The sequence below is a fragment of the Sulfodiicoccus acidiphilus genome (assembly GCF_003967175.1).
In the GTDB taxonomy this organism is placed as follows: domain Archaea; phylum Thermoproteota; class Thermoprotei_A; order Sulfolobales; family Sulfolobaceae; genus Sulfodiicoccus; species Sulfodiicoccus acidiphilus.
On the sequence record NZ_AP018553.1, the window covers coordinates 138800 to 160965 of the forward strand.

General features: G+C 45.9%; 21 protein-coding genes, 1 tRNA gene and 1 pseudogene. 13 read left to right on the forward strand and 10 right to left on the reverse strand.

All coding sequences use genetic code 11. The features are described from left to right. Window positions 1-76 precede the first annotated feature (76 nt). Window positions 77-151 (reverse strand) — tRNA-Arg (locus tag HS1genome_RS00770). Window positions 152-362: 211 nt separating this feature from the next. Here HS1genome_RS00770 and rpiA point away from each other — a divergent pair. Then, window positions 363-1037 (forward strand): ribose 5-phosphate isomerase A, encoded by a 675-nt coding sequence (rpiA, locus tag HS1genome_RS00775; protein WP_126449086.1) that lies wholly within the window; start codon window positions 363-365, stop codon window positions 1035-1037. Between the two features lie 10 nt (window positions 1038-1047). Here rpiA and HS1genome_RS00780 read toward each other — a convergent pair whose 3' ends face one another. Further along, a complete protein-coding gene (locus HS1genome_RS00780) occupies window positions 1048-2097 on the reverse strand; it encodes an NAD(P)-dependent glycerol-1-phosphate dehydrogenase (RefSeq protein WP_126449087.1) in 1050 nt (349 codons plus the stop codon). 110 nt (window positions 2098-2207) lie between these two features. Between HS1genome_RS00780 and HS1genome_RS00785 the strand changes: the two genes are divergently transcribed. Next, on the forward strand, window positions 2208-4106 hold the full coding sequence (locus tag HS1genome_RS00785; RefSeq protein ID WP_126451247.1) for a beta-CASP ribonuclease aCPSF1: 1899 nt from the start codon (window positions 2208-2210) through the stop codon (window positions 4104-4106). Between the two features lie 17 nt (window positions 4107-4123). On the opposite strand, the gene HS1genome_RS00790 is transcribed toward HS1genome_RS00785, so the two are convergent. Next, a complete protein-coding gene (locus tag HS1genome_RS00790; RefSeq protein WP_126449088.1) occupies window positions 4124-4342 on the reverse strand; it encodes a hypothetical protein in 219 nt (72 codons plus the stop codon). A 53-nt stretch (window positions 4343-4395) separates the two neighbouring features. Here HS1genome_RS00790 and HS1genome_RS00795 point away from each other — a divergent pair, with 53 nt between their 5' ends. Continuing rightward, entirely contained in the window at window positions 4396-5001 is a 606-nt protein-coding gene (locus HS1genome_RS00795) for a hypothetical protein (RefSeq protein ID WP_126449089.1), read from the forward strand. Beyond that, on the forward strand, window positions 5002-5502 hold the full coding sequence (locus tag HS1genome_RS00800) for an NUDIX hydrolase (protein ID WP_126449090.1): 501 nt from the start codon (window positions 5002-5004) through the stop codon (window positions 5500-5502). It abuts the gene before it with no gap. A gap of 56 nt (window positions 5503-5558) precedes the next feature. On the opposite strand, the gene HS1genome_RS00805 is transcribed toward HS1genome_RS00800, so the two are convergent. Next, the gene (locus HS1genome_RS00805; RefSeq protein WP_126449091.1) at window positions 5559-6026 is read right to left on the reverse strand and encodes an AAA-associated domain-containing protein; all 468 of its coding nucleotides are present in this window, start codon (window positions 6024-6026) and stop codon (window positions 5559-5561) included. A gap of 110 nt (window positions 6027-6136) precedes the next feature. Between HS1genome_RS00805 and HS1genome_RS00810 the strand changes: the two genes are divergently transcribed. Beyond that, the gene (locus tag HS1genome_RS00810; RefSeq protein ID WP_126449092.1) at window positions 6137-6631 is read left to right on the forward strand and encodes a DUF367 family protein; all 495 of its coding nucleotides are present in this window, start codon (window positions 6137-6139) and stop codon (window positions 6629-6631) included. A gap of 318 nt (window positions 6632-6949) precedes the next feature. Here the strand turns inward: HS1genome_RS00810 and HS1genome_RS00815 are convergent, their stop codons facing one another. The 4 genes from HS1genome_RS00815 to HS1genome_RS00830 all read right to left on the reverse strand — a co-directional run bounded on the left by HS1genome_RS00815 (window position 6950) and on the right by HS1genome_RS00830 (window position 10382). Beyond that, window positions 6950-8371, reverse strand: a complete 1422-nt coding sequence (locus tag HS1genome_RS00815) for an MFS transporter (RefSeq protein WP_126449093.1) — start codon at window positions 8369-8371, stop codon at window positions 6950-6952. A 496-nt stretch (window positions 8372-8867) separates the two neighbouring features. Next, entirely contained in the window at window positions 8868-9512 is a 645-nt protein-coding gene (locus HS1genome_RS00820) for a sulfocyanin (protein ID WP_126449094.1), read from the reverse strand. Window positions 9513-9597: 85 nt separating this feature from the next. Then, a complete protein-coding gene (locus HS1genome_RS00825; RefSeq protein ID WP_126449095.1) occupies window positions 9598-9837 on the reverse strand; it encodes a hypothetical protein in 240 nt (79 codons plus the stop codon). Beyond that, window positions 9828-10382 carry a hypothetical protein gene (locus HS1genome_RS00830; RefSeq protein ID WP_126449096.1) on the reverse strand — a complete coding sequence of 185 codons (555 nt, stop codon included), beginning with the start codon at window positions 10380-10382 and terminating at the stop codon, window positions 9828-9830. The genes HS1genome_RS00825 and HS1genome_RS00830 overlap by 10 nt, the downstream gene beginning before the upstream one ends. 406 nt (window positions 10383-10788) lie before the next feature. On the opposite strand from HS1genome_RS00830, the gene HS1genome_RS00835 reads away from it, so the two are divergent. Further along, the gene (locus HS1genome_RS00835; RefSeq protein WP_126449097.1) at window positions 10789-11220 is read left to right on the forward strand and encodes a hypothetical protein; all 432 of its coding nucleotides are present in this window, start codon (window positions 10789-10791) and stop codon (window positions 11218-11220) included. A gap of 582 nt (window positions 11221-11802) precedes the next feature. Continuing rightward, on the forward strand, window positions 11803-12375 hold the full coding sequence (gene pgsA, locus HS1genome_RS00840; RefSeq protein ID WP_126449098.1) for an archaetidylinositol phosphate synthase: 573 nt from the start codon (window positions 11803-11805) through the stop codon (window positions 12373-12375). A gap of 268 nt (window positions 12376-12643) precedes the next feature. On the opposite strand, the gene HS1genome_RS00850 is transcribed toward pgsA, so the two are convergent. After that, window positions 12644-13477, reverse strand: coding sequence for a hypothetical protein (locus HS1genome_RS00850; RefSeq protein ID WP_126449100.1), 834 nt, complete (start codon window positions 13475-13477; stop codon window positions 12644-12646). A 113-nt stretch (window positions 13478-13590) separates the two neighbouring features. Between HS1genome_RS00850 and metG the strand changes: the two genes are divergently transcribed. Further along, window positions 13591-15300: a methionine--tRNA ligase gene (gene metG, locus HS1genome_RS00855; protein ID WP_126449101.1), complete on the forward strand. Its 1710-nt coding sequence runs from the start codon at window positions 13591-13593 to the stop codon at window positions 15298-15300. Here the strand turns inward: metG and HS1genome_RS00860 are convergent. Further along, window positions 15293-17425 (reverse strand): V-type ATP synthase subunit I, encoded by a 2133-nt coding sequence (locus HS1genome_RS00860; protein WP_126449102.1) that lies wholly within the window; start codon window positions 17423-17425, stop codon window positions 15293-15295. The two genes, metG and HS1genome_RS00860, sit on opposite strands and share 8 nt — an antisense overlap. 67 nt (window positions 17426-17492) lie before the next feature. On the opposite strand from HS1genome_RS00860, the gene HS1genome_RS00865 reads away from it, so the two are divergent. From HS1genome_RS00865 to HS1genome_RS00885, 5 genes and pseudogenes are all read left to right on the forward strand, one after another. Next, complete coding sequence (locus HS1genome_RS00865) at window positions 17493-17795, forward strand: V-type ATP synthase subunit F (protein WP_126449103.1); 303 nt, start codon at window positions 17493-17495, stop codon at window positions 17793-17795. Between the two features lie 4 nt (window positions 17796-17799). After that, window positions 17800-18372, forward strand: a complete 573-nt coding sequence (locus tag HS1genome_RS00870) for a V-type ATP synthase subunit E (protein ID WP_126449104.1) — start codon at window positions 17800-17802, stop codon at window positions 18370-18372. A 1-nt stretch (window position 18373) separates the two neighbouring features. Continuing rightward, window positions 18374-20149 (forward strand): ATP synthase subunit A, encoded by a 1776-nt coding sequence (locus HS1genome_RS00875; RefSeq protein ID WP_126449105.1) that lies wholly within the window; start codon window positions 18374-18376, stop codon window positions 20147-20149. Window positions 20150-20204: 55 nt separating this feature from the next. Further along, window positions 20205-21538 (forward strand): annotated as a pseudogene (locus HS1genome_RS00880) (V-type ATP synthase subunit B). Beyond that, on the forward strand, window positions 21535-22164 hold the full coding sequence (locus tag HS1genome_RS00885; protein ID WP_126449106.1) for a V-type ATP synthase subunit D: 630 nt from the start codon (window positions 21535-21537) through the stop codon (window positions 22162-22164). The pseudogene HS1genome_RS00880 and the gene HS1genome_RS00885 overlap by 4 nt, the downstream one beginning before the upstream one ends. Window positions 22165-22166: the final 2 nt, after the last annotated feature.

The following is a 22166-nucleotide window of genomic DNA, read 5'->3' on the forward strand; positions in this document are numbered from 1 at the left end:
CCTATCCCTACTGGAGATGGTCTTCCTCTTCTTAATTCACATTAAGGTTACAGAAGGGATCCAAAAACCTCCACAACGGACCCGCCGGGATTCGAACCCGGGACCACTGGCTCCGCAGGCCAGCACTCTGTCCTGGCTGAGCTACGGGTCCAGGTTTTCGTTGCTCCACGCCTTAAAATCTCTACTTCTTTGTAGTGAGGCTTGCGATAAGGGATTTTTGTCCTACAAATATTCCATCTTCTCAGTGTGATTAACACTAATTTAAACGACAAGTTATCCGCCCCTCACGGAAGGGGCTTTCCTTCCCACCAATCCCCCGATAAGATAAAAAGTCCTTATCTATAGGTATGTGAACTTACATTGTGAGACGTGTCGAAATGGATGGAAAGGAGGTTCTCGCGCAAGAGGCAATGCGTTACGTTCGTGATGTGAAGTTCCTTGGTCTAGGGACTGGGAGGACAGTTAGGACATTAATCAAGCGACTGAATAAGGAGGGAATTCTCAGTTCTATAGAGGTTATATGCAGTTCCGTCGACACCGAGAGGCAGGTGGCAGCTCTAGGAGGAAACGTTCTGTCCATATTTGTGGGAAAGCAACCTGAGATCTACATAGATAGCTTCGACTTGTTAGTTGAGAGAAAGACGTTAGTAAAGGGAGGTGGTGCGGCCCTTCTGAGAGAGAAGTTACTAGCATACTATTCTCAGAAACGAATATACCTAGGAGAGTCCCACAAGTTGAAGGATACTCCTCCCGTTTCTGTCCCAGTTGAGGTAGTTCCAACATCTCTTAGTTATTTAGTTAAAACTCTAGAGCAGAAAGGATTCAACGTTTTAGTGCGTGAGTCTGAGGGGAAGATAGGTCCAGTGATTACTGACAACGGTAACGCTGTTATTGATGTAGAAGTAAGAGATTTGAAAAAGCTATGTGACCTTGATCGCGATTTGAAGATGTATGTGGGGGTGGTAGAGACAGGCATTTTCTGTCCCCCCTTTACGACGAGATACTTGTCGCACATGGAGGAGAGATTGAACGCATAACGAAGAAGATCTAGGAAATAACTCCAGTCTCGGTGGCCAACCTCTCTGCGGCCTCCCACGTCAAGCCCCTGTCGCCCAATATGGTGTACCTCTCAGTTCTTATGGTATGAGAAATGGTTAGGGCCTTGACAACTATGTCGTCAGGTATCCCCACGTCTCTGGCCCTAGTTGGTATCCCCGCCCCGCTTAATATCTTTCTTAATCTTTTCCAGTTTATTCCGTGAAGGTAAGCCATCATTATTGTACCTAGCGCTACCAGTTCCCCGTGCAGAGCGTGATTGGGGTAAATTAAATCGACGGCGTGAGCGAAGAGGTGTTCTGAACCGCTGGCTGGCCTTGTACTTCCAGCCAACCCCATGGCTACGCCGCTACTTATTAGCGCCTCCACTAGACTCCTCACCCCCTCAAACTTGTCCCTCTCTATTAACGTAGCGCAACTCAATGCGTGTTTTGCTGACATTAGAGCTAGGGACGCGGTATAGTCCCCGTAGTATTCTCCCCTCAATTTGGAGGCGAGTTTCCAGTCCCTTACTGCTATCAACTTTCCCACGGTGTCCCCTATTCCTGCGTTTATCAGTCTCCGGGGGGCTTGGGATAGTACTCGGAGGTCGGCCACTATTAGAGAGGGCTCCTTCGCCTTAACCGAGACTACTCTGCCTAGTCCTTTGAGTGAGGCAAACGGGGAAGTGACACCGTCGTGAGAAGGAGCAGTAGGCACGCTTACGAAGTCGGAGTTGGTTCTGAAGCTCACGTACTTAGCTATGTCTATGCTTCTTCCACCTCCGACGCCCAATACGGTCATTGTTCCCTTCGATCTCACTACCGACTCGGCCTCCTCCACCTCTTCCATGTCTCCCCTGTAGGTCTCCAAGACCTCCACCTTTCCTTCAGTCCTGTTCAGTATTGCCTCGACTACCATGGTCCTAACGGTGGGCCCTGTAACTAAGAGGTAAGGAGCACGCAGTCCCAAGGACCTCACGAACTCTCCAATTCTCTCAATCAGTCCCGTGCCGACGTATATTCTCCGTGGTAGGTCTATTACGTGTTCTCGGGACTGCACGGCTTAGAATAGAAGACTTAAATATAATAAAGCTACTACCACTCTTCGAAGTCGTTCTACTTCTAACGACTAGGAGATGGTGAGAATAATTGGCAGTGAGTAACCTAAGGATGAACATAATAGCTTCCCTAATGGAGGGTCTCCCAAAGGAGGCCCAAATCTCCAGAATAGAGTTTGAGGGGCCTGCCATAGCTGTTTACGTTAAGAATCCAGAGGCCGTGGCCGACAAGATGGACGCTATTAGGAAAGTGGCCAAGGAGATAAAGAAGAGAGTGGTGGTAAAGGCCGATCCCTCTGTTAGACGTGATCAAAAGGAAACTAGTGAGATAATAAAGAATATGGTAACACCCGAGGCGGAGATTGTAGACATAAAGTTCGACGACGTGATGGGCGAAGTTATTATAAAGGCCAAGAAGCCTGGACTAGTGATAGGTAAGGGTGGGCAGATTCAGCAGAAGATATTCATGGAGACGAAGTGGAGGCCGGTCATTGTAAGGGAACCCCCAATAAAATCTAGAATGTTGGATAATATCATGGTCCACATAGTTAATGAGAATGAATATAGGATGAAGACGTTAAGAAATTTCGGCGAGAGGATACACCGCGAACTGATCTTTAAGGACAGGTACGTCAGGGTTACTGCCCTAGGTGGCTTCAGTGAGGTGGGACGCTCAGCGGTCCTAGTGGAGACGCAAGAGAGCAAAATCCTCTTGGATACAGGCGTAAATCCCAGCGTCTCCTTCGGCGAGAGGATGTACCCTAAGTTGGACATTGAACAGTTGAACCTAGAGGACGTGGACGCGGTTGTGGTTACCCACGCCCACTTAGATCACTCTGGCATGATTCCTTTTCTCTTTAAGTACGGTTACGAGGGTCCAGTTTACGCCACTCCCCCTACTAGGGACATAATGGCCCTACTCCAGCTCGACTTGTTGGACGTGGCCTCGAAAGAGGGCAGGCCCCTCCCATACTCAGCTAAAGAAGTAAGGAAGGAGCTTCTCCACACCATAACTCTCGACTACGAGGAAGTCACCGACATAGCCCCTGATGTGAGGCTCACTTTCTACAATGCTGGACACATAGTTGGTTCCGCTATGGCTCACCTTCACATAGGAGACGGTATACACAACCTAGTTTACACCGGAGATTACAAGTACGCCAGAACTAGGCTCCTTGACCGAGCAACGGATCAGTTCCCAAGAGTGGATACGTTAATTAGCGAGACTACATATGGGGCCCAGTCACAGCCTACTAGGGAGGAGTCAGAGCTACAGTTGATTGAACTAATAACCAGAACTATCAACAGAAATGGGAAGGTCCTAATTCCAGTGCTCGCAGTGGGAAGAGGACAGGAAATAATGCTGATCGTAAACAACGCGATAAAGAACAAGCTAATTCCACAGGTGCCAGTTTACGTTTCTGGTCTAGTTGATGAGGTGACTGCAATACATAACGCCTATCCAGAGCTTCTAAGTAGGGAAGTCAGAGATCAAATACTTTATAAGGACGAGAACCCTTTTACTTCAGAGTTCTTCCGTCGGATCGAGGGATATAGGGAGGACGTAGCAAAGGGAGATCCTTCCATTATTCTGGCTACCTCTGGAATGCTCAACGGAGGTTCTTCACTCGAGTTCTTCAAGGACATGGCCTCAGATTCCAGAAACACATTAATATTCGTGAGCTATCAGGCTGAGGGAACGCTGGGCAGGAAGTTAAGAGATGGTGCAAAGGAGGTTCAGCTGGTGGATAGAGACGGACGCGTGCAGAACATAAAGGTCCAAATGGAAGTGAACGCAGTGGAGGGTTTCTCTGGACACTCTGACAGAAATCAGCTGAAGAGGTTCATGGAAAATATCTCACCTCGTCCCAAGAACATAGTGTTAAATCACGGTGAGCCCTCTGCTATAGCTTCATTCGCTCACTTACTCGAGCAACGGAAGAGGGAAATGGGGCTAACTGGAACAAGAATATTCACACCCTCCATATTAGACAGCATGAGGTTAGTGTGAGAATGAAAAATTCTGTATTAGAGTTTGAAGGGAAATTTGACGTACTTCCCACCTTCGGTTAGGATTTCTAAAGTATGTTCTCCACGGGTGGGCATGATGCCGGCGAGTGAAATCGGCGTGATCCTGTCTCCTCTAGGGATTAAGTTTGGAGAGAAGTCGTATACTGGTTTTCCATCCACGTTGATTGCTATTACCTTCTCGTCCTGTGGGAAATTAGTGCGAACTGCTACCTGCATCGTATATTATTTTACCCTTCTACCCTTTTTAAGAGAGGAGACCCTCTAATACCGTGGGCCTCATCATTTACCTATTGACGACGTTCCTAGTGTCTTTCCTGTCCAATGCTACCCCATTCTTCGGGGCTCCATACACATTGGTTACGGCCACCCTGTTAGCTGAAGCAGGAGTTAACCCGTTAAACTTCGTTTTATTCGTAACGGCGGCGGCGCTAGCAGCCTCTACATCAAAATTAGTGATGTATGTCTTAGGGGTTGCCCTTAAAAGACCTCTAACCAAAAGTAAAAATATTAGATTTATCTCCAAATTTGTTAATAAGAAGTCGTTTTATGTGACTCTATTCGTTTTATCCATAATTCCCTTTCTCCCCTTAGATGACTATGTCTTCATTGTAGGTGGGGCCTCCGACGCTAAGGTAGGTAGTATGCTGGCCGTATCTTCTCTCGGGAAACTGATTAAGACTGGAGCAGAAGTCACGGTGGAGCTGGAGGGATTGAGAGTAGCCGAAGGCTTGCTAAGGGGGTTTGGGCTATCTTACTTAGACTTAGGCCTCATAGGTACAATAGCATTCGTTGTGATCGGCTTAGCTATCGCGAAATTAGACTGGGAGAATATTTATCGAAAGGTGTTGACACAGAGCCATAGAGAGGGAGCATGAGTGCGAGTGTTCAAGGGTCGTAAATTCGAAGTGCTTGTCGAGAGGAAGTCTCTACCAAATGGAGATGAGACGGAGATAGAGTTCATCCACCACCGGGGATCTGCCGTAGTGGTGCCGATGCTGAGCTCTGAGGAGGTAGTGGTTATAAGGCAGTATAGACCAGTGGTAGGAAAGTGGCTTTACGAGTTTCCAGCTGGAACTGTAGAGGAAGGAGAGTCTCCAGTGCAGACAGCTATCAGGGAGCTCAAGGAGGAAACCGGCTACAATGCGGAAGAACTTCAACAACTTATCGCCTTCTATCCGTCGCCGGGGGTTAGTGACGAGTTAATGTACGTCTTTTTGGCAAGACGGTTAAGAGTGGGGGAATCCAAGCCAGAAAAACATGAGCTTATAGAGGTAAATAAATTGAACATTAATGAACTCTACGGTATGCTCAATAGAGGCCTCCTTAACGATGCTAAAACAATCTTGGCACTGTTCCTACTTAGATCAAAGATGTGACGAATGGCAGGTGTAGTTCATAGGACTAGAAAAACTTGATGAGACTATAAAGAGATTTACAAAGTAACCTTGTATACATTCTCCTCTTTCCTCAGGAGCCCCGAGTACACCCCCCACTCTGTGAGGGTGACCTCTAGGTCATACATACCTGAGGGAGTGTCGAAAACTTTCACTCCTTTTCTTCTAAGCTCCTCTATGAGGGCCTCCAACGTAAAGGCCCCTAGACTAACTGCGGTGGCGAACGGTTCCACCTTTACTATAGAGTTCCTTATTATTTCTTTTCTATGCTTGAGACCAGCTCTTACGAACTCGAGCCCCTTGTCTGTCACAACTATGTCCCCCTCTCCTATTGTTATGAAGCCTAGCGAATCCGCAGAGTACACTATTGGCATAAGATCGTCGAGATCCACTTCCATCTCTTTCTCCAGTTGATAAAGATCCGTCTTTCCCCTAAAGGTATTGATAAGGACATAGAGGAGGCCTACAAGGTCGGCTATTCTCGAACTTGGGTGAATGACGTCCATGTTTCGCTGAGGCAGTTGTCACTCGTCCATATTCAATGTTTCCCTCAGATCCTCAATAAGTTATTTTTAGGTGCAGAGAGGAACATTGTTCAAATGTGAGTTCGTAATTGATGAGGATACTCGTTTTGGACTTGGCGCAGGACGATCCTAAGAAGTGTACAGGAAAACGAATGATCAGAATGGGTAGGGCAGAAAGAACACTTAGACCTAGAGGGCTGGTGTTGAATCCGATCTCCAATTTTGTCCTAGGGCCACAAGACAGATCCTCGTTTGACACAATTACTGTCATAGATTCGTCGTGGAATAAGAGCGATTCGGGGTTCTTCTCAAAGTTTTTCTCGAGCTCGAGGAGACTTCCGATCCTGTTAGCTGGAAATCCGGTTAATTATGCCAAGCCCTACAAGCTCTCTTCTTTGGAAGCAACTGCGGCCGCTTTATTTATATTAGGGGAAAGAGAGCAGGCACTAGAAATTCTCACCTTGGTTAAGTGGGGACACACTTTCCTCGAATTGAACAATGAGCTCCTTGAACGTTACGCCTCCTCTAGTGACGTAGTAGAAGAGGAAAAACGAATTATGATAGATGTATTCGGACTTGAAGTCTAGGAAGATTAAGACCCCAAGCCCTTCGAGACAATTTTGCGATGTTCGGTATATATTCTCTTAGTTCTCTTGGGCTTATCGATCTCGTGAGAAAACGGCTACCTTCTTCTCAATTATTCGAGAAGAGTACGATCCCACTTACGTGGACTACGCGTAAGTGGGGAAACCTCCAGATATATACTTCTTAGAGTTATTAGAACACTTTCGAGTTTTAGCTCACGAGTGCTTGTACTAAATTAATAAGGGAAATTCTAGGGTTAGGTTCCATCCAGGGCGGTAAGAAGAGTCAGGATTCCTTTCTTAAACCTAAGTCTTAATAGCTCAGGAACGTGTAGCTATCTCCAACTCCTCTTTTGAAGCTTCCTCCAAGTTTTTCAGTTTTGGCTCCTTTACCAATATAACCGTTAAGATCGCTCCAATCACGCTGACTATGGCTAGCATCTCCAGGATCCCCTTTACTCCTATAGACAGTAATAGTTCTGGGAAAATGAATGTGGTTATAGCAGCTCCCAACTTCCCAGCTGCCGCAGATATCCCGTGACCCGTAGTTCTATATCTAACTGGAAACACCTCTGCTGGGATCACAAACGTAGTAGTGTTAGGTCCAAAGTCAATGAAGAAGTAGGAAAGTCCGTAGATTAGCATAGCCGCCCAAGAAGGAACTAAAAACCCCGTTATCTTCGAGCCACTTGTTAATGCCAGCGAGACCACCGCTGCGTAGAGTATGGCCATCATTAAGAATCCTTGGGTCTGTATAACTTTCCTGCCCAATCTATCCATTGCAGCCACTGCCGTAAAGTAACCGAAGAACCCAATTATGTAGGGAATTCCAGCATACAGAATGGCTTTCTCTAGAGTGGAGGCCGTACCCAGTATTGAGGAAACGATTACTCCACTATACGCTCCGGTGCCATACAGTGCCATGTCCAATATGAACCAAGTGGAGGCCGTTCCCACAAGAAGGAATCCGTACTTTGATAGAAATTCCGTCAGGGAAACTTTTCGCGCTCTAACTGCACTACTCTGAAGCTGAGTTCCTAACACTGTAGCGGCCTTTTTAGCCTCTTCAGCATCCCCTTTCACGAGTAGAGCATATCTAGGAGTTTCTGGAGTCTTCCTCCTCAAATATATTACGGTGGCCGCGGGGATCGCACCTACTCCTGCTATTACTCTCCAAGCTATAGAAGCTGGAAAAGCTATCACAGAGCCAACTCCTACTGCTATCGCAGCTAGAGTTCCTAGCCCTTGATTCGCGAAAACCAGGGCTATTAACTTACCTCTATCTTTAGTATTTGAATATTCTGACATTATTGTTGCTGAAATTGGATAATCTCCTCCGATTCCTAAGCCCATTATTGACCTGAAGGCAATTAGATAGTAAATGTTAGGAGATAACGCCGATAGGACAGCACCAAGTACCATCAGGGAGGCCTCAACACCATATACTGCTTTCCTTCCCACTCTGTCTCCTAGGAAGCCAAAGATCAGTTGCCCTATGACAGCAGAAATGATTGATGAAGAGGCTAGGGCACCTGTTACAAATGTGTTATGCTCAATTATAAAACCTGGAATACTATATGCTCCAAAAATGATTAATATTGCAGTTATATTGAACAGATCATATGCGTCGGTAAAGAAACCCATTCCGGCTGTGTACCATATTTTCAAGTGATTGAACGATAGTTTTAATGAGTCGGCCCCTTCAAACGGACTTCTTCCCTGCTTTCCTCCGTTCTGCTCCATCTCGTTCTCGAGAGAGCTGAAGATACGCCGGTTAAATAGATACCTTATAGAGAAGCAGTAAACTATATAGACTATATATGATAGCCTAGTTTTCCGAAAAGTTAGACGTCAAGGCGGAGTGGAATACGGATTGAACTATTTAGTTCAACTAAGGTGTACCTCACTTATTCACTTATTTAGATTATGAAGGCTTCTAGGCCATTCACGAAGACACACACGTCAGCCGCGGAAGTTCCCCTAACCTCCTTACGAACCACACGGAAGGTTCGCGTAAGGTCGTTCCCCTCGACCTCTGTTCCCACAGTTCTAAGTGTGTAGCTCTATCTCCTCGAAGCCTCTTTCACTATTTACATAAAAATATTTTATAGTAATTATCTTATATGTGAAATCAAAATATCGTGTAATCGTTTCTGAAGCATATTCTGTATAGAACGTTCTATAAAATTATAGAATTCTTAAATCGTGTGATCATGGTACCCCAGAATCTATGAAGCTTTTAATTTACAATCACGTATGGAGCAGAAACGTTGGAAGACGCCACTACGACTATCCACATTCCACTTTCAGCGTGAGTATCTATTCCACAGCAGAGCCAATAGTATCCGGCCTGTATATCCTTGTATACTCCATTTACAGACTGACCGTTCATTATACCAGAGTATTGATAGCTACTCATATTGGTCCCCAGCTGAAATAATATTTTGCCGTTTAGACCTATGTCAGCACTATTAGGTATAGGAGTGTTGTTCATCACTAGGTTCAGGTTATGAGGTAGAGATTGCTCGTTTACGAACGTGATGTTAAGATTGGCCCCCGTCGGGACATATATTACCATTTTACCATCGCTTGTACCGTTTAGATTGAATGGTTGGGAGATATCTTCTGCTATCAGAGTAATATACACGGTATTCGTAGCCTTGGAGTAGGGCAAGGGAGTGCCAGGCACGGAGATTGTCAAGTTAGAGGATGGCGAACTGACGTTTTTTGCCGTTGTGTTAGAGTTAGTGGTGTTTTGCGGCTTCGGGGAAGGAATTGTGCCGCTTCCATGCATGTGTGAGACAATCAAGGCCCCACCAACTGCTGCCAGGACTACTACGACTACTATCGCGATTATGACGAAAGAGGAAAGTCCCTTAGACATACTACCCGCTCATTAACCTATTTAATAAAACTTTACCAATTTTTCTCCATGTAGAGTCTTCTCCCAGTCAGACGTGCTTGTCAACTCACCTTAAATTCCATGTATTCACTACCAATACGAGTGCGGTTGTCATTGAAATTACAAAACCGGACAGCATTAGAGGCCACATAGGAACGGCCAATGCCGCATAAAGCATCCCTCCTAGGGCTGCCACACTGACCCCAAAGAAGCTAACCACTGATAGGGCGGAAAAGATCTTGTTGAGTGACGTCGAGACGAACATTAGTCCCAGCGAGGTAAAGAAGGCTAAGGCTCCTAGAACCACGTGGATGAAAAGGAGGGGAGGATACCCTCAAGCGAGCTTTGAATTGGAAACACGGAGATTCCTAATATTCCTACTATTAAGATTAATAGGAAGACTCCAAGCGACAACGGAAATGCCAGTTGCCGAACCCGGAACCTCAAGGCGAAATGAACGAGCGAATAGATGATTGTGGCAACTGCTGTGACGAAGCCTGCCAACATTACGAAGGTTAACTGGAGACTGAACTGTTGAAACGATAACCTTTCAATTAAGAAGAATATCCCCCCAATCCCAGCAGCCCCTACAGCACCAAGATTTAGAATAGAAGCTGCAAGGAGCTTCCTATCACCTATCGCTGAGGACAGTGCAGCGAAGAGTAATGATCCCACCGCAGACGCACCTCCCAGGGCCATGTGTGCATATATCATCGGACTGAGGTGTGAGCGCGGGGTTAAGTATGGCACGACGTATACCGTCGAGTATACCCCTAAAAGTCCCACTAAAGCGTAAAGCGTCAACATCGCTCCTAATACTGTCCCTAAAAGTGTCCTGATGCTTGAGGCCATGTAGTAGATTCGAGAGGCCAGTTTTTAAAAATTTAGCAAGACGAAACTTTGTTTCCGGATAGTCAGGTTTGGGAAACGCTCCTCACCTTTGCGGGAAACCGTCACCTCATCATCTATCGTAAAATCACTGCCGACAGCTTTTAACCTTTGGGAAACATAGTCGATCAAAAGCTATGGAGGTTTCCACATTTGACACAATTCACTCAAACCGTTTTAGAGATCTTAGCTAAGGGGAAGAAATGGTAATTGTGGATGAGAGAATGGTCGTCAAATTAAATCAATTAAATCTAGGATATAAACTTAGCCTTTTCTTATTCGGGCGGCGTTCTCTAATTTACGACCCGAACCTTGTTCGAACCCGAGGTGTTTGGCTCTCAGGTTTTACCTTTCGAGGCGGACCTGTAAAATGCTAAGTTGGATAGTTGGAACCAAATTCTCCTCTTGGTCTGAAATGAGCGACATTTTCGCGGACTATAGAAACGCTGCAGTATATGTTGACAGTGAAGACATAATTCAGATGATCAAGGTTGGAGAGTTCGATGATTTCTATACGCAATATTCCGTTCTTCTGAGTCCCTCTTATTTGAAGAGACTCCGCGTTAGATACTTGAAAATGATGACCTACGCTGCTTTTCCTGTCTTCGACCAAGAAATATACGAATCGATGGTATATCTCCCCAAAGTTAAGGGGAGAGCATCGTATGGAAAAGTTGGTTTCGAGGGAGGATGGATAGTTTATCCTTGCGAGGGTTGTCAGGAGGCCCAGCGGTTACATTTGGAACTTCATCTTTCTGCGGAGAAGCAGTTGGAGATATTGATGCTCCACCTTAGAAGGTAGATGTTCTGTTTTCCTCTATTTAGAGGACACTACGGGACTTCTCTATTAATCCTTGTTCACTCCGACTCAAGGAGACCCAGAGGACTTATGGCTAAGTATCTGCTATATGTTGTAGAAAGAGGTTTCTGATTCTCCTTAAATACTCTAATGGGGATGCAACTCTAGAGTTGCTGAAGGAACTGGTGAACCACTTCAGAAACTTCCCAGAGTAAGGAGGAAGATCGGTGATTCAGGTGCGGTTAGTAAAATGCCCTATTACAGGTTTTCCTACACTAGATGGGCACAAATTTGTGTGGGAGCTCGAATCCTTCACTATTATAGAAGTATTTTCGGGTTTCTAGTAGAAGATTTTCTACGAGGTTCCACTTCACATCTACTCCGTCTCGAAGTTGTAGAAGTGAGGGACAAGGTGCTAATCCTCTCATAACAGCATTGTGAATTTCTGAACGATCTATAACGGGGATTAGGCTTGTGGTCTAGACTAAGTTCACGATTTCGATCGTCATGAGAATAAAGTGAGCTACCAAATGAGAGTGTTACCACAGGGGTAGTTTTTAGTCCAACCCACCCTAAACGATTCAGATGTTTGAAAACCTTAGGGAAGCCACCAAAAGACTGGTTTCACCTGTTGCTAAAACTCTAGTGAAACTAGGATTAACTGCAAACCAAGTGACGTTGCTGGGCCTTGTATTCTCGTTTTTATATTTAGTACTGTTATATTTTAACTTTTATTTGATTGCAGTTGCTTTTTTAGTGTCCTCCGCTCTCATGGACGCCTTTGACGGAGAAGTGGCCAGAATGAGGGGAACAAGCGGACCAGCGGGAGCTTTCATAGATTCCAATTTGGATAGGATCGAAGATCTTGTGTATCTCTTAGGCTTCCTCGTGTTAGGTTATCCGCCACTTGCGGTGTCGATAACCATAGGCTCAGCACTCATAACTTCCTATGTTAGAGCAAAAGCCGAGGCGTTAGGTCAAGTTATGAGAGGGAGGGGAATAATTGAGAGGGGAGACAGACTATTATTCATTTTCCTTATATTAATAGTAGGATCATTTCAGAAAACTGTTGCCATTTATATTTTCTATGTTTTCACACTCCTATCCGCGATCACTGTAATACAAAGAATTTTTATCGGCTATAAGGCGATCAGGTAGAGCATGGAAGAGGCAATATCCTCAGTTTTAAAGTCTATTGGCGCAGAGGTCTCGCCTTGGATTCCCGTCTCGGAGCGTCCAGGAAAGGAACCATTTGCCAAGGAAGCCGAATATAAGGCCAAAGATTATTGGGGAAAAATACACCTAAGGAATACTGGGGAGCTTTACGTATTGGTCGTTACAAAGGCTGTGAAGAACTGGAAGGATAGTGTGGGAAAGCTAAACCTTAAGGGAAGGGTGGTGGATGCGGTAGGTGGACTCCTTTGGCTCAAGGAGAATCCGGAACTATTGAAGGGCGATTTGGAGATGATTTCCTCTTTTTTGGCTCGAAGTAATACTGCAGTGGGTTCTCAGTCCCACAGTCGCTAACACATAGTCCAAGTTCAGCCATCCTCCTACATGAGAAAGGAATGAATTTGGCTTTTCTCATCCTGTCTTGAAGCTCAGGCCATCTTTCCAAGAGCCTTTCAGCTTCTTGGTACCTCCCTACATTCGTCAGAAACACGGCTAGTATTGTGGTCTGAGCTTCGTTTAACTCTTTGTTGCTTAACTCTACCATGCATGGAGGGAAGGCATCTTCCTTACTGCTTGTTATTCTAAATCCCTCCAATTCTCCCCTCATTTCTTCGACTATTTTCTCTATCTTTTCTTTAATAAGATAGAAAATTAATTTTTTTATATCAGCATCTGTTAGCTTTACAACTCCGGCCTCTACGTTGAAGTTCCGTAGAGCGAGTGATTCATCTCTAAATCTGGCTGATGCATGTAGGTACTGTATTAAATCTACTCGAAATACTACGAATACTGCTCCATTCCTCTTTTCTTGCGATATACTCGCTCTCAGCCCAAACTTCTCAAGTAGTTTTACAACCTCTTCCGGCGACTTTATTAAAGAGGTGAAAAACGAAGCTTCCTTTACTGTCGTCTCTTGCCTCAGCGACTCGTCATCGGATGCAGCCAAAAATGCGGTTAATGCCAAGAAGACCTTGAGGTTATAGGATTCGGTGTGACGCCCAAAGTTTTCTCCACCTGCTCTATGTCTCGCTTCTTTCCCTAGGTCACCTGTAAGGAGATCATGAACTGATATTCCTAGCTCTGCCAAGACTCTCTTCCAGTCATTGAGGAAAGGGAACTTCGAGTCGAGCGAGGTGGAGGTCAATTCAGGCCTATATTTTCTCCGAGACTTTTAATAAGCAGAGAGGGGGACTCATTGAGATGAAAGTCCTAGTAGCCTCAGCGTGGCCATATGTAAACGCTGTTCCTCACCTGGGTAACTTAGTTGGGTCTCACCTTTCTGCTGACGTGTTCGCCAGATATGCCAGGTTGCGTTATGGAAAGGAAAACGTGGTTTTCGTCAGTGGGAGCGATGAACATGGAACACCCATTGAGGTTGAGGCTATACGAAGGAAAACAAGTCCTAGGGAGTTAACGGATCAAGCTCACGACTACGACGTTAAGTTATTCGATGGATGGGAGCTCAGTTTCGATAACTATTCTAGGACCGAATCTCCTGTTCATAAGAGGTTCGTCTCAGATTTTCTGATGGGACTGAGGGACTACCTAGAAGTCAAGGAGGAAGAAATCCCTTACTGTGAAGTGGACAGAATATATCTCCCTGATAGGTTCGTAAAGGGTACTTGCCCTTACTGTGGCTTCGAGGATGCTCGGGGAGACCAGTGCGACAACTGTGGTAGACTCCTTAGTCCTGAACTGCTCAAGGATCCTAGATGTAGTATTTGCTCGTCGAAGCCAGTTTGGAAGAGAACAGTGCATTGGTTCTTCAATCTCGAAAGATTAGAGGAGGATTTGAAGAGTTGGTTAGAACGGGCCAAGTTCCCAAAGAACGTTGAGGCGGTAGCGATGAGTTGGGTAACTGAAGGTCTGAGGCCTAGGAGCCTCACCCGCGATAACTCGTGGGGAATTCCAGCTCCATTTCCAGGAGCTGAGGGTAAGACTATTTACGTGTGGTTCGAAGCCCTCTTAGGATATCTGTCAGCTACTGTGGAATTCTTTGAGAGGAAAGGAAAGAAGGAAGAGTGGCTCAACTTCTGGAAAGGCCAGGATGTGAGAAGTTATTATTTCATGGGTAAAGACAATATACCCTTCCATGCCGTGATCCTTCCGGCAATGTTGTTGGCCTCTAAGAAAGGATATTCTCTTCCGTACATGATAGCGGCCTCGGAATACCTCCTCTACGAAGGGCAGAAGTTCAGTAAAAGCAGGAAAGTTGGAATCTGGATTGACGAGGCCTTGGAGATCATGGATGTTGAGTATTGGAGGTATCTCTTGATTAGACTGAGGCCTGAGGAGAGGGACATGAACTTCGCTTGGAAGGAGGCAATACGCATAATCAACACCGAACTCAACAACGATTTAGGGAACTATATTAACAGGGTTCTTTCCATGATAAAAAGGAGCTTCAATTCAGTTGTCCCCCAGATCTCTAATCCCTCTCAGAACGACCTTAACTTTCGCGCATTCATGGAAGAGGTGGTGGTGGAAGTGTCTAAGAAGTATGACGATGCAAAGCTGAAGGGAGCATTAGAATCTACCCTTCAACTAGCTAGGGAAGGTAACCAATACCTAAACAGAGCCTCACCATGGGATGCTATAGCAAAGGGCAGAATGGAAGAAGCTGGAACAGTTCTCACTATAGCTGTAAATTCCATAAGGACTCTAGGCATATTGCTTTACCCGGTCATGCCTACTCACATGAACTATCTTTATTCCATGCTGAACTTAGGAAAGGTTGAAGACGACGTTTGGGACTCAGCTGGAAAGCTTACAATTAAACCAGGACATAAGATCGGTGAGGTAAGAACGTTGTTCAAGAAGTTGCCCGACGACTTTGAAAAGGAGGTAGAAGAAAAATTAAAGGACGCTAGAAGGAAAATTGAGGCAGTAAGACCGCCCTTGCTTAGGTAGTTTCTAGATTAACGTAAGTGGACACCGGGGAGAAGCTCCTTCCTCTTCCTTCGTAGAACTTACTGAACATCTCGTAGAAGTGAAGTCTAAGGTCTTGGATGAAGACGATCAGTCCCTCCAGCGCTATGGCCAACAGGTTTCCTATTATCAATATTACTACTGCTAAAGGATTCGCAAGTATACTTAGTACGTTTGGGGTCCTAGCCACTAAGTAGGCCATGTAGGAAAAGGCGTAAAGGATGTAGTAGTGGGCTAGCGCGAAGACCAATATTCGAATAAACGATACCGTGTTCGAGAATAAGAGCAACCCGGCTTCAAAACCCCCTTCTACAAAACCTAGCCCAACCGCATATCCGATCGATCCCCCTTCATGTCTTCTCAATAGGAGAATCTTGGCTATCCAGTTATAGAGCAATGTAAGGCCCACCCAAAAGATGAGTATATACCCCAGAACATTAGCTGGAGTGTTCAATTGAGGAGTGAAGAGGTGCTCTAGGCCATTTAAGACACCTGTGAGCACTTGAATCACTGCTCCAAAGTAGTTGCTGGGGTCTGTAGTGCCATAGGCGAAAATTATGATGGGAACAAGGTAGAGCAGAAACACTGGAAGTTTATCGTATTTTATGTATTCCAAATCCCTCTTCTTAATGGCGTTAATCAGTCCTAAGAGGGCGCTCACGAAGAGTGCGATCGCCCCTATCAATATCGAGAGAAGTATAGCGTTGGGCACGGTCTGAGAGATGTTCACATACTCTCCGAACGGAAGAAGGACACTCACTATTGAACCTGGCGCCGTGTAAACCGAGGTGGGTATGGGCCAAGGTAAAGGTCCTGGTTGACCGCCAGGAATTCCCAGCTCTCGTGTCCCCCCTACAGGGAGGGGCCCGAAGAAGCCGCGAGCAATAAGTCCAGTTATCATTGCGCCTACACTCGAGTAGAGCAATACTAGTGATATGTCCTTAATCGTCCTACTGTTCCTCCTGATACCATATTTTCTGAACCATAGTGCAAAAAGGAAGATCACTATGGCATTTCCCAAATCTGGAAACATTAGGGCAAAGAGAATGGGAAAGGAGACTATTAGGAACACCGTAGGCGATATCTCCCAATAGGACGGAGTTCCGTATATCTCCGTCAGGGACTCGAAGACTCTAGCTGCCTTTCCGAGCGGCACATAGGTTGGTGGCTCTTCCTTTTCTCCATACCGTCTCGGCCTGTCCCACGTTACAGTTGCTATACCCTGAAGTTCCTTTTGTAACTTCTTCACAAGTTTTTCTGGGGTAAATCCTTCGAACTGAAGGAAGAACTCTGAGACTCTCGCCTTCGATATCATCGTCATTGCGTCCCTAACAGTCCAAAGCCTACCGAGTACTGCACGTATTTCTAATTCTTCCTTCCTAACTCTCTCTCCGAATCTCCGCTTCAATTCTTGGGCCCTTCTCTCCAACTCCTCAGCCTGCTTAGACAGCTCCGAGTAAGCTGCGGATGGCGATCCTTGAAGCCCCTCAAGGGACTCTAGACGTCTCAGTCCCACCTCTTTCACAACCTTGCTAAGTTCAGTACCTTTCTCTGACACTAATAGAACTGCGTACCAGTCCTTACCTAATGCCACGGCGTTGGTAGCAATCCAATCGTACTCCTTGAGTTTAGCCAACTGTGTCTCGTTGGCTATCCCAAATGCCATTTCAAATAATTGTGATTGATAAATTTGAGACATTGATATGTTGATTTCCTTGAAGGGTTCGAGCTCCTTCAATTTTCCCTTAACTATTTCTAGCTCTCCCCTGACCTGCCCTAGCTCTTCAAATGCCTCGGAAAACTTGTTCTCAAGCTCGCTCGCCTGTTTGTTTACTTCCTCTGCGGCCTCAAACCAGTCAGTTACCTTCATCCGTCCCTCCGTCAACTTGTCAAGACCAGCTACTTCCATTATTAGCCCCACTTTGTTGATGTGCTCTTGAATGTAGCTCAGCACTCTCCTAGCCTCATCCATCCTCACGTCACTTATTCCAGAAGCTGGCTCCTCTGGTTGAAACATTCCGAACCTTAGAATTCTACTCACAACTTGGTTGAGGGACTCCCTTTCGGCGAATATTCCTACTCTAACCATGTCCTCAGGGAATATCAATACGAGTCACACGGACTCAGCCCTACGTATAAAAAAGCTTAATTCTTCACCGCAGACCTGAAGCCTAATGGGAAAGGTCGTTGTTGTTGGAGATAGGTACACCACTTCAGCATTTGCGGTACTTGGAGCCGAAGATATGGTACTTGAGGATCCCTACAAACTACTCGAAACACTTAACAGTATAAGAAGAAGGGAAGACGTTGACCTAGTTTTGGTGTCACGCGACCTCTATGAACCTGTCAGGGAATCCGTAGATTCTCTTTTGTTGAACCTCTCCAAGCCAGTGGTTACAGTGATCCCTACACCCTTCAGTCAAGGAACCCCACTTGACGTGAAGAAGATAATATTTAAGGCTTTAGGGTTCGGGTGATGGTGTGGACTTAGAGAAACTGCTTGACCAGTCGACCTCGAAAGTCAAGAGGAGGGTTGAACAGGAACTCTCTCGAGCCAAAGAGGAAGCGTTGAAATTGGTAGAGCAATCCTATCTTAAGTCCTTAGATCACTCCACATCTAAAATTAGAGAGTTGACGGAGAGTTCTAAGGAAAGAATAGAAGGGGAGAAGGCTAGATTAGACGTCGAAAATAAGAGAGCTTTGATAGATGAAAGAAACTACTGGTTAGACAAGGCCTACTCCAAGCTTCAGGAAGCTTTGGGGAGCTACTTCGCAAGTAAGGAATACGAGGAAGCTTTAATTGCCATTATAAAACGGGAGATAACTGAAGGAGTGGAAGTGGTATGTTCTCCGAGAGACGTAGAGAAGGTTAGGAAGGCAATAGGGGGTTTTAAGAACATAAAAATAAGGACTAGCGACAAGATTATAGGTGGCATTCAACTCTACTACCCCGAGATATCAATGATGAAGGACTTCTCAATAGACCTCTTTGCTAAGCAAGTCTTCGAGACCAATAAGGAGAAACTGGCTCAAATACTCTTCGAGGGTGAATGACATGGAAACTGGGAAGATCGTGAGAGTAAACGGGCCTTTAGTTGTCGCCGAGGGAATGAGAAAGGCTCAGATGTACGAGGTCGTCGAGGTAGGAGAGGACAGACTAATAGGTGAGATAACTAGGATAGAGGGTGACCGTGCTTTCATTCAGGTTTACGAGGACACAGGTGGTATAAGGCCGGGAGAGAACGTATACAGGACTGGCTCTCCCCTATCAGTGGAGTTAGGACCTGGGATCATGGGCAGAATATTTGACGGATTAGAGAGGCCCCTCGACGAGATTCTTCAAGAGGTTAAGGTTCCATTCGTTAAGAGAGGAGTTAAGGTTCCAAATCTACCTAGGGAGAAGAAGTGGCACTTCGTTCCGTCAAAGAACTTGAATCGCGAGAAGGTTGAGGGAGGTGACGTTATTGGCTCAGTGATGGAAACTTCCTTAATAGAACATAAGATCATGGTTCCGCCAGATGTTCATGGGATAGTGAAAGAGATCAGGCCGGAAGGGGACTACACAATAGACGAGCCAATAATGACTATTGAGTCTCAAGGGGAAGAAAGAGTTGTCACAATGATGCAGAGGTGGCCCGCTAGGATACCAAGACCTTTTAAGGAGAAACTGGATCCTAGCGAACCACTCATAACGGGTACCAGAGTCTTAGATACTATATTCCCCATAGCTAAGGGAGGAACAGCTGCGATCCCTGGGCCGTTTGGGAGTGGCAAGACGGTCACTCTGCAAGGACTTTCCAAATGGAGTGAGGCGAAAGTTGTGATCTACATAGGATGCGGGGAGAGAGGTAACGAGATGACAGACACCCTGACTTCTTATCCTAAACTGAAGGACCCATGGACAGGCAAACCTTTGATGGAGAGAACCATCCTTATCGCCAATACGAGTAACATGCCCGTGGCCGCGAGGGAGGCCAGCATATACGTAGGACTAACCATGGCGGAGTACTTCAGGGACCAAGGTTATGACGCTCTACTAGTAGCAGACTCAACCTCAAGGTGGGCCGAGGCCCTGAGGGACCTAGGAGGCAGGCTTGAGGAGATGCCGGCTGAGGAGGGCTATCCGAGTTACCTGTCCTCTAGACTGGCCGAGTATTATGAGAGAGCGGGGAGGGTCAGGACTATAGGTAGTCCAGATAGAAGTGGTTCAGTCACGGTTGCATCTGCTGTTTCACCTCCAGGAGGAGACTTCACAGAGCCTGTGACTAGTATTACCTTGAGGTTTGTGAGAGTATTCTGGCCTTTAGACGTCTCTTTAGCTCAATCCAGACACTATCCTGCCATAAATTGGATACAGGGATTCTCCGCTTACGTGGATTTAGTAGCGGACTGGTGGAGTAAAAACGTAGATCCGATGTGGAGAGAGTACCGTGACACCATGGTCAGGGTGCTCATAAGGGAAGATGAACTGAAGCAGATAGTTAGGCTAGTGGGTTCAGAATCCCTATCTGAAAGGGACAAGATGACTATAGAAGTGGCACGAGTGATAAAGGAGGCATTTCTGAAACAGAACGCATTCGACGAAGTTGACGCCTTTTCTTCACCGCAGAAGCAGGTCAGAGTGATGAAATTAATATACGTCTACAATAGGCTCTCCTCTGAGCTTATAGGTAAAGGTGTCTCCGCAAAGAAAATAATGGATACGGTGACGGCCGTAACCGACGTAATAAGATCTAGGTACTCTATAAAGAATAACGAGCTACAGAAGTTCGACGAGCTAGAGGCCAAGCTCAGGACACAGTTCGACCAATTAATGAAGGAGGTGAGCTAAAGTGCAGGTCTCGATTAGAGAGTTCAGTTCCATTTCTTCGATAAAGGGGCCGCTGATGGTTGTACAGGGCGTTAATGACGCGGCCTACAACGAAATAGTTGAGGTTGAATTGGGGAATGGAGAGAAGAGAAGGGGTATCGTAGTAGACTCCCAACTAGGACTTGCCGTAGTACAGATATTCGAAGGAACCAGTGGAATATCTCCAGGTAGCTCTAGGGTTAGGTTCCTAGGGCGGGGACTTGAGGTCAAAGTCTCCGAGGAGATGCTAGGACGTATATTCAATCCCCTAGGCGAACCTCTTGACGGTGGGTCACCTATAATCAAGGGAGAGAGGAGGAACGTTAATGGCGAACCACTTAACCCAGCTGCTAGGGAGTACCCCGAAGAGTTTATTCAGACTGGTATCTCCGCTATCGATGGTCTTAACGCCCTCCTGAGAGGGCAGAAGCTTCCCATATTTAGTGGTAGTGGACTTCCTGCGAATCAGCTAGCGGCCCAAATAGCTAGGCAAGCGACTGTAAGGGGGAGGAGTCGAATTTCGTAGTAGTCTTCGCAGCCATAGGGATAAGGTATGACGAGGCCTTGTTCTTCAGGAAGTTCTTCGAGGAGACTGGCGCTATAAACAGGGTCGCCCTTTTCATGACTCTGGCTAACGATCCTCCCGTTGTCAAAACATTAACCCCTAAGACAGCGTTAACCCTGGCCGAATACCTAGCTTTCGAACAGGACCTTCATGTCCTCGCTATCCTCATAGACATGACAAATTATTGTGAGGCGCTTAGGGAGATAAGTGCCTCCAAGGAAGAAGTTCCAGGCAGGCAAGGTTACCCTGGCTACATGTACACCGACTTGGCGACTATATATGAGAGGACAGGGAAAGTGAAGGGCAAGAAAGGCTCGATAACCCAAATGCCAATACTTTCAATGCCTAATGACGACATAACTCACCCCATACCAGACCTTACGGGATATATAACCGAGGGACAGATAGTCTTAGACAGGGCCCTTTACAATAAGGGCATATATCCTCCGATTAACGTGCTAAGCAGTCTGTCTAGACTCATGAAGGATGGAATAGGGGCAGGTAAAACTAGGGAAGATCACAAGGATGTCTACAACCAGCTCTATTCCTCGTATGCTCGTGGAGTAGAACTAAGAGGGTTGGCCGCCATAGTGGGGGAGGAGGGCCTCAGCGAAACTGACAGAAAATACTTACTGTTCGCTGACGCCTTCGAAAGAGAGTTCGTGAACCAAGGGGTAACGGAAAATAGGACGCTTGAACAAACGTTAGACATAGGATGGAAGGTTCTCTCCACATTGCCGGAGAGAGAGTTAACAAATGTGAGACAGGAGTATATTGAAAAGTATATGAAGGGAATAAGGAAATGAGTTCTAAGAAGGTTTTGCCAACCAAGCTTAACTTAATTACACTAAGGAGGCAGTCGAAGCTCATAAAGACAATAAGGCGAATATTGGAGAACAAGAGGGAAGTTCTACTTCTCTACTTGAGGACGTATGCTGCGGAGTATGAGAGTGTATATGGAGAGGTAGTGAAGGCATTGAAAGTTAGCTACGACGGGATTCTAAACGCCTCAGTGGACGAAGGATTAGACTCAATTCAGCAGATTACTTCCTCTACTCCGAGGACCCTCGAGGTAGGTCTAGTGACCAAGTCAATTTTCGGAGTTAAGATACCTATAGTTAAGCTCAATGAGTCGAGCATCCCTCAGCGGACTTTTTCAGGAATAGAAACCTCTCCGTACCTCGTAGAGAGTTACGATCAGATGAAAGACGGGTTAAAGATGCTAATTCGATTAGTAGAACTGGAGTCTACCATACGTTCCTTATCGATGGAACTCAGGAGAACACAGAGGTTGATTAATGCTGTGGATAACTCTATAATGCCCTTTTATGATTCCTCCATAAAGTATGTTAAAACTGTATTAGAGGATAGAATGAGAGAAGAATTTATAAGACTTAAGGTAATGAGAAGAATGCTTCAGCGGAGGAGGTAATA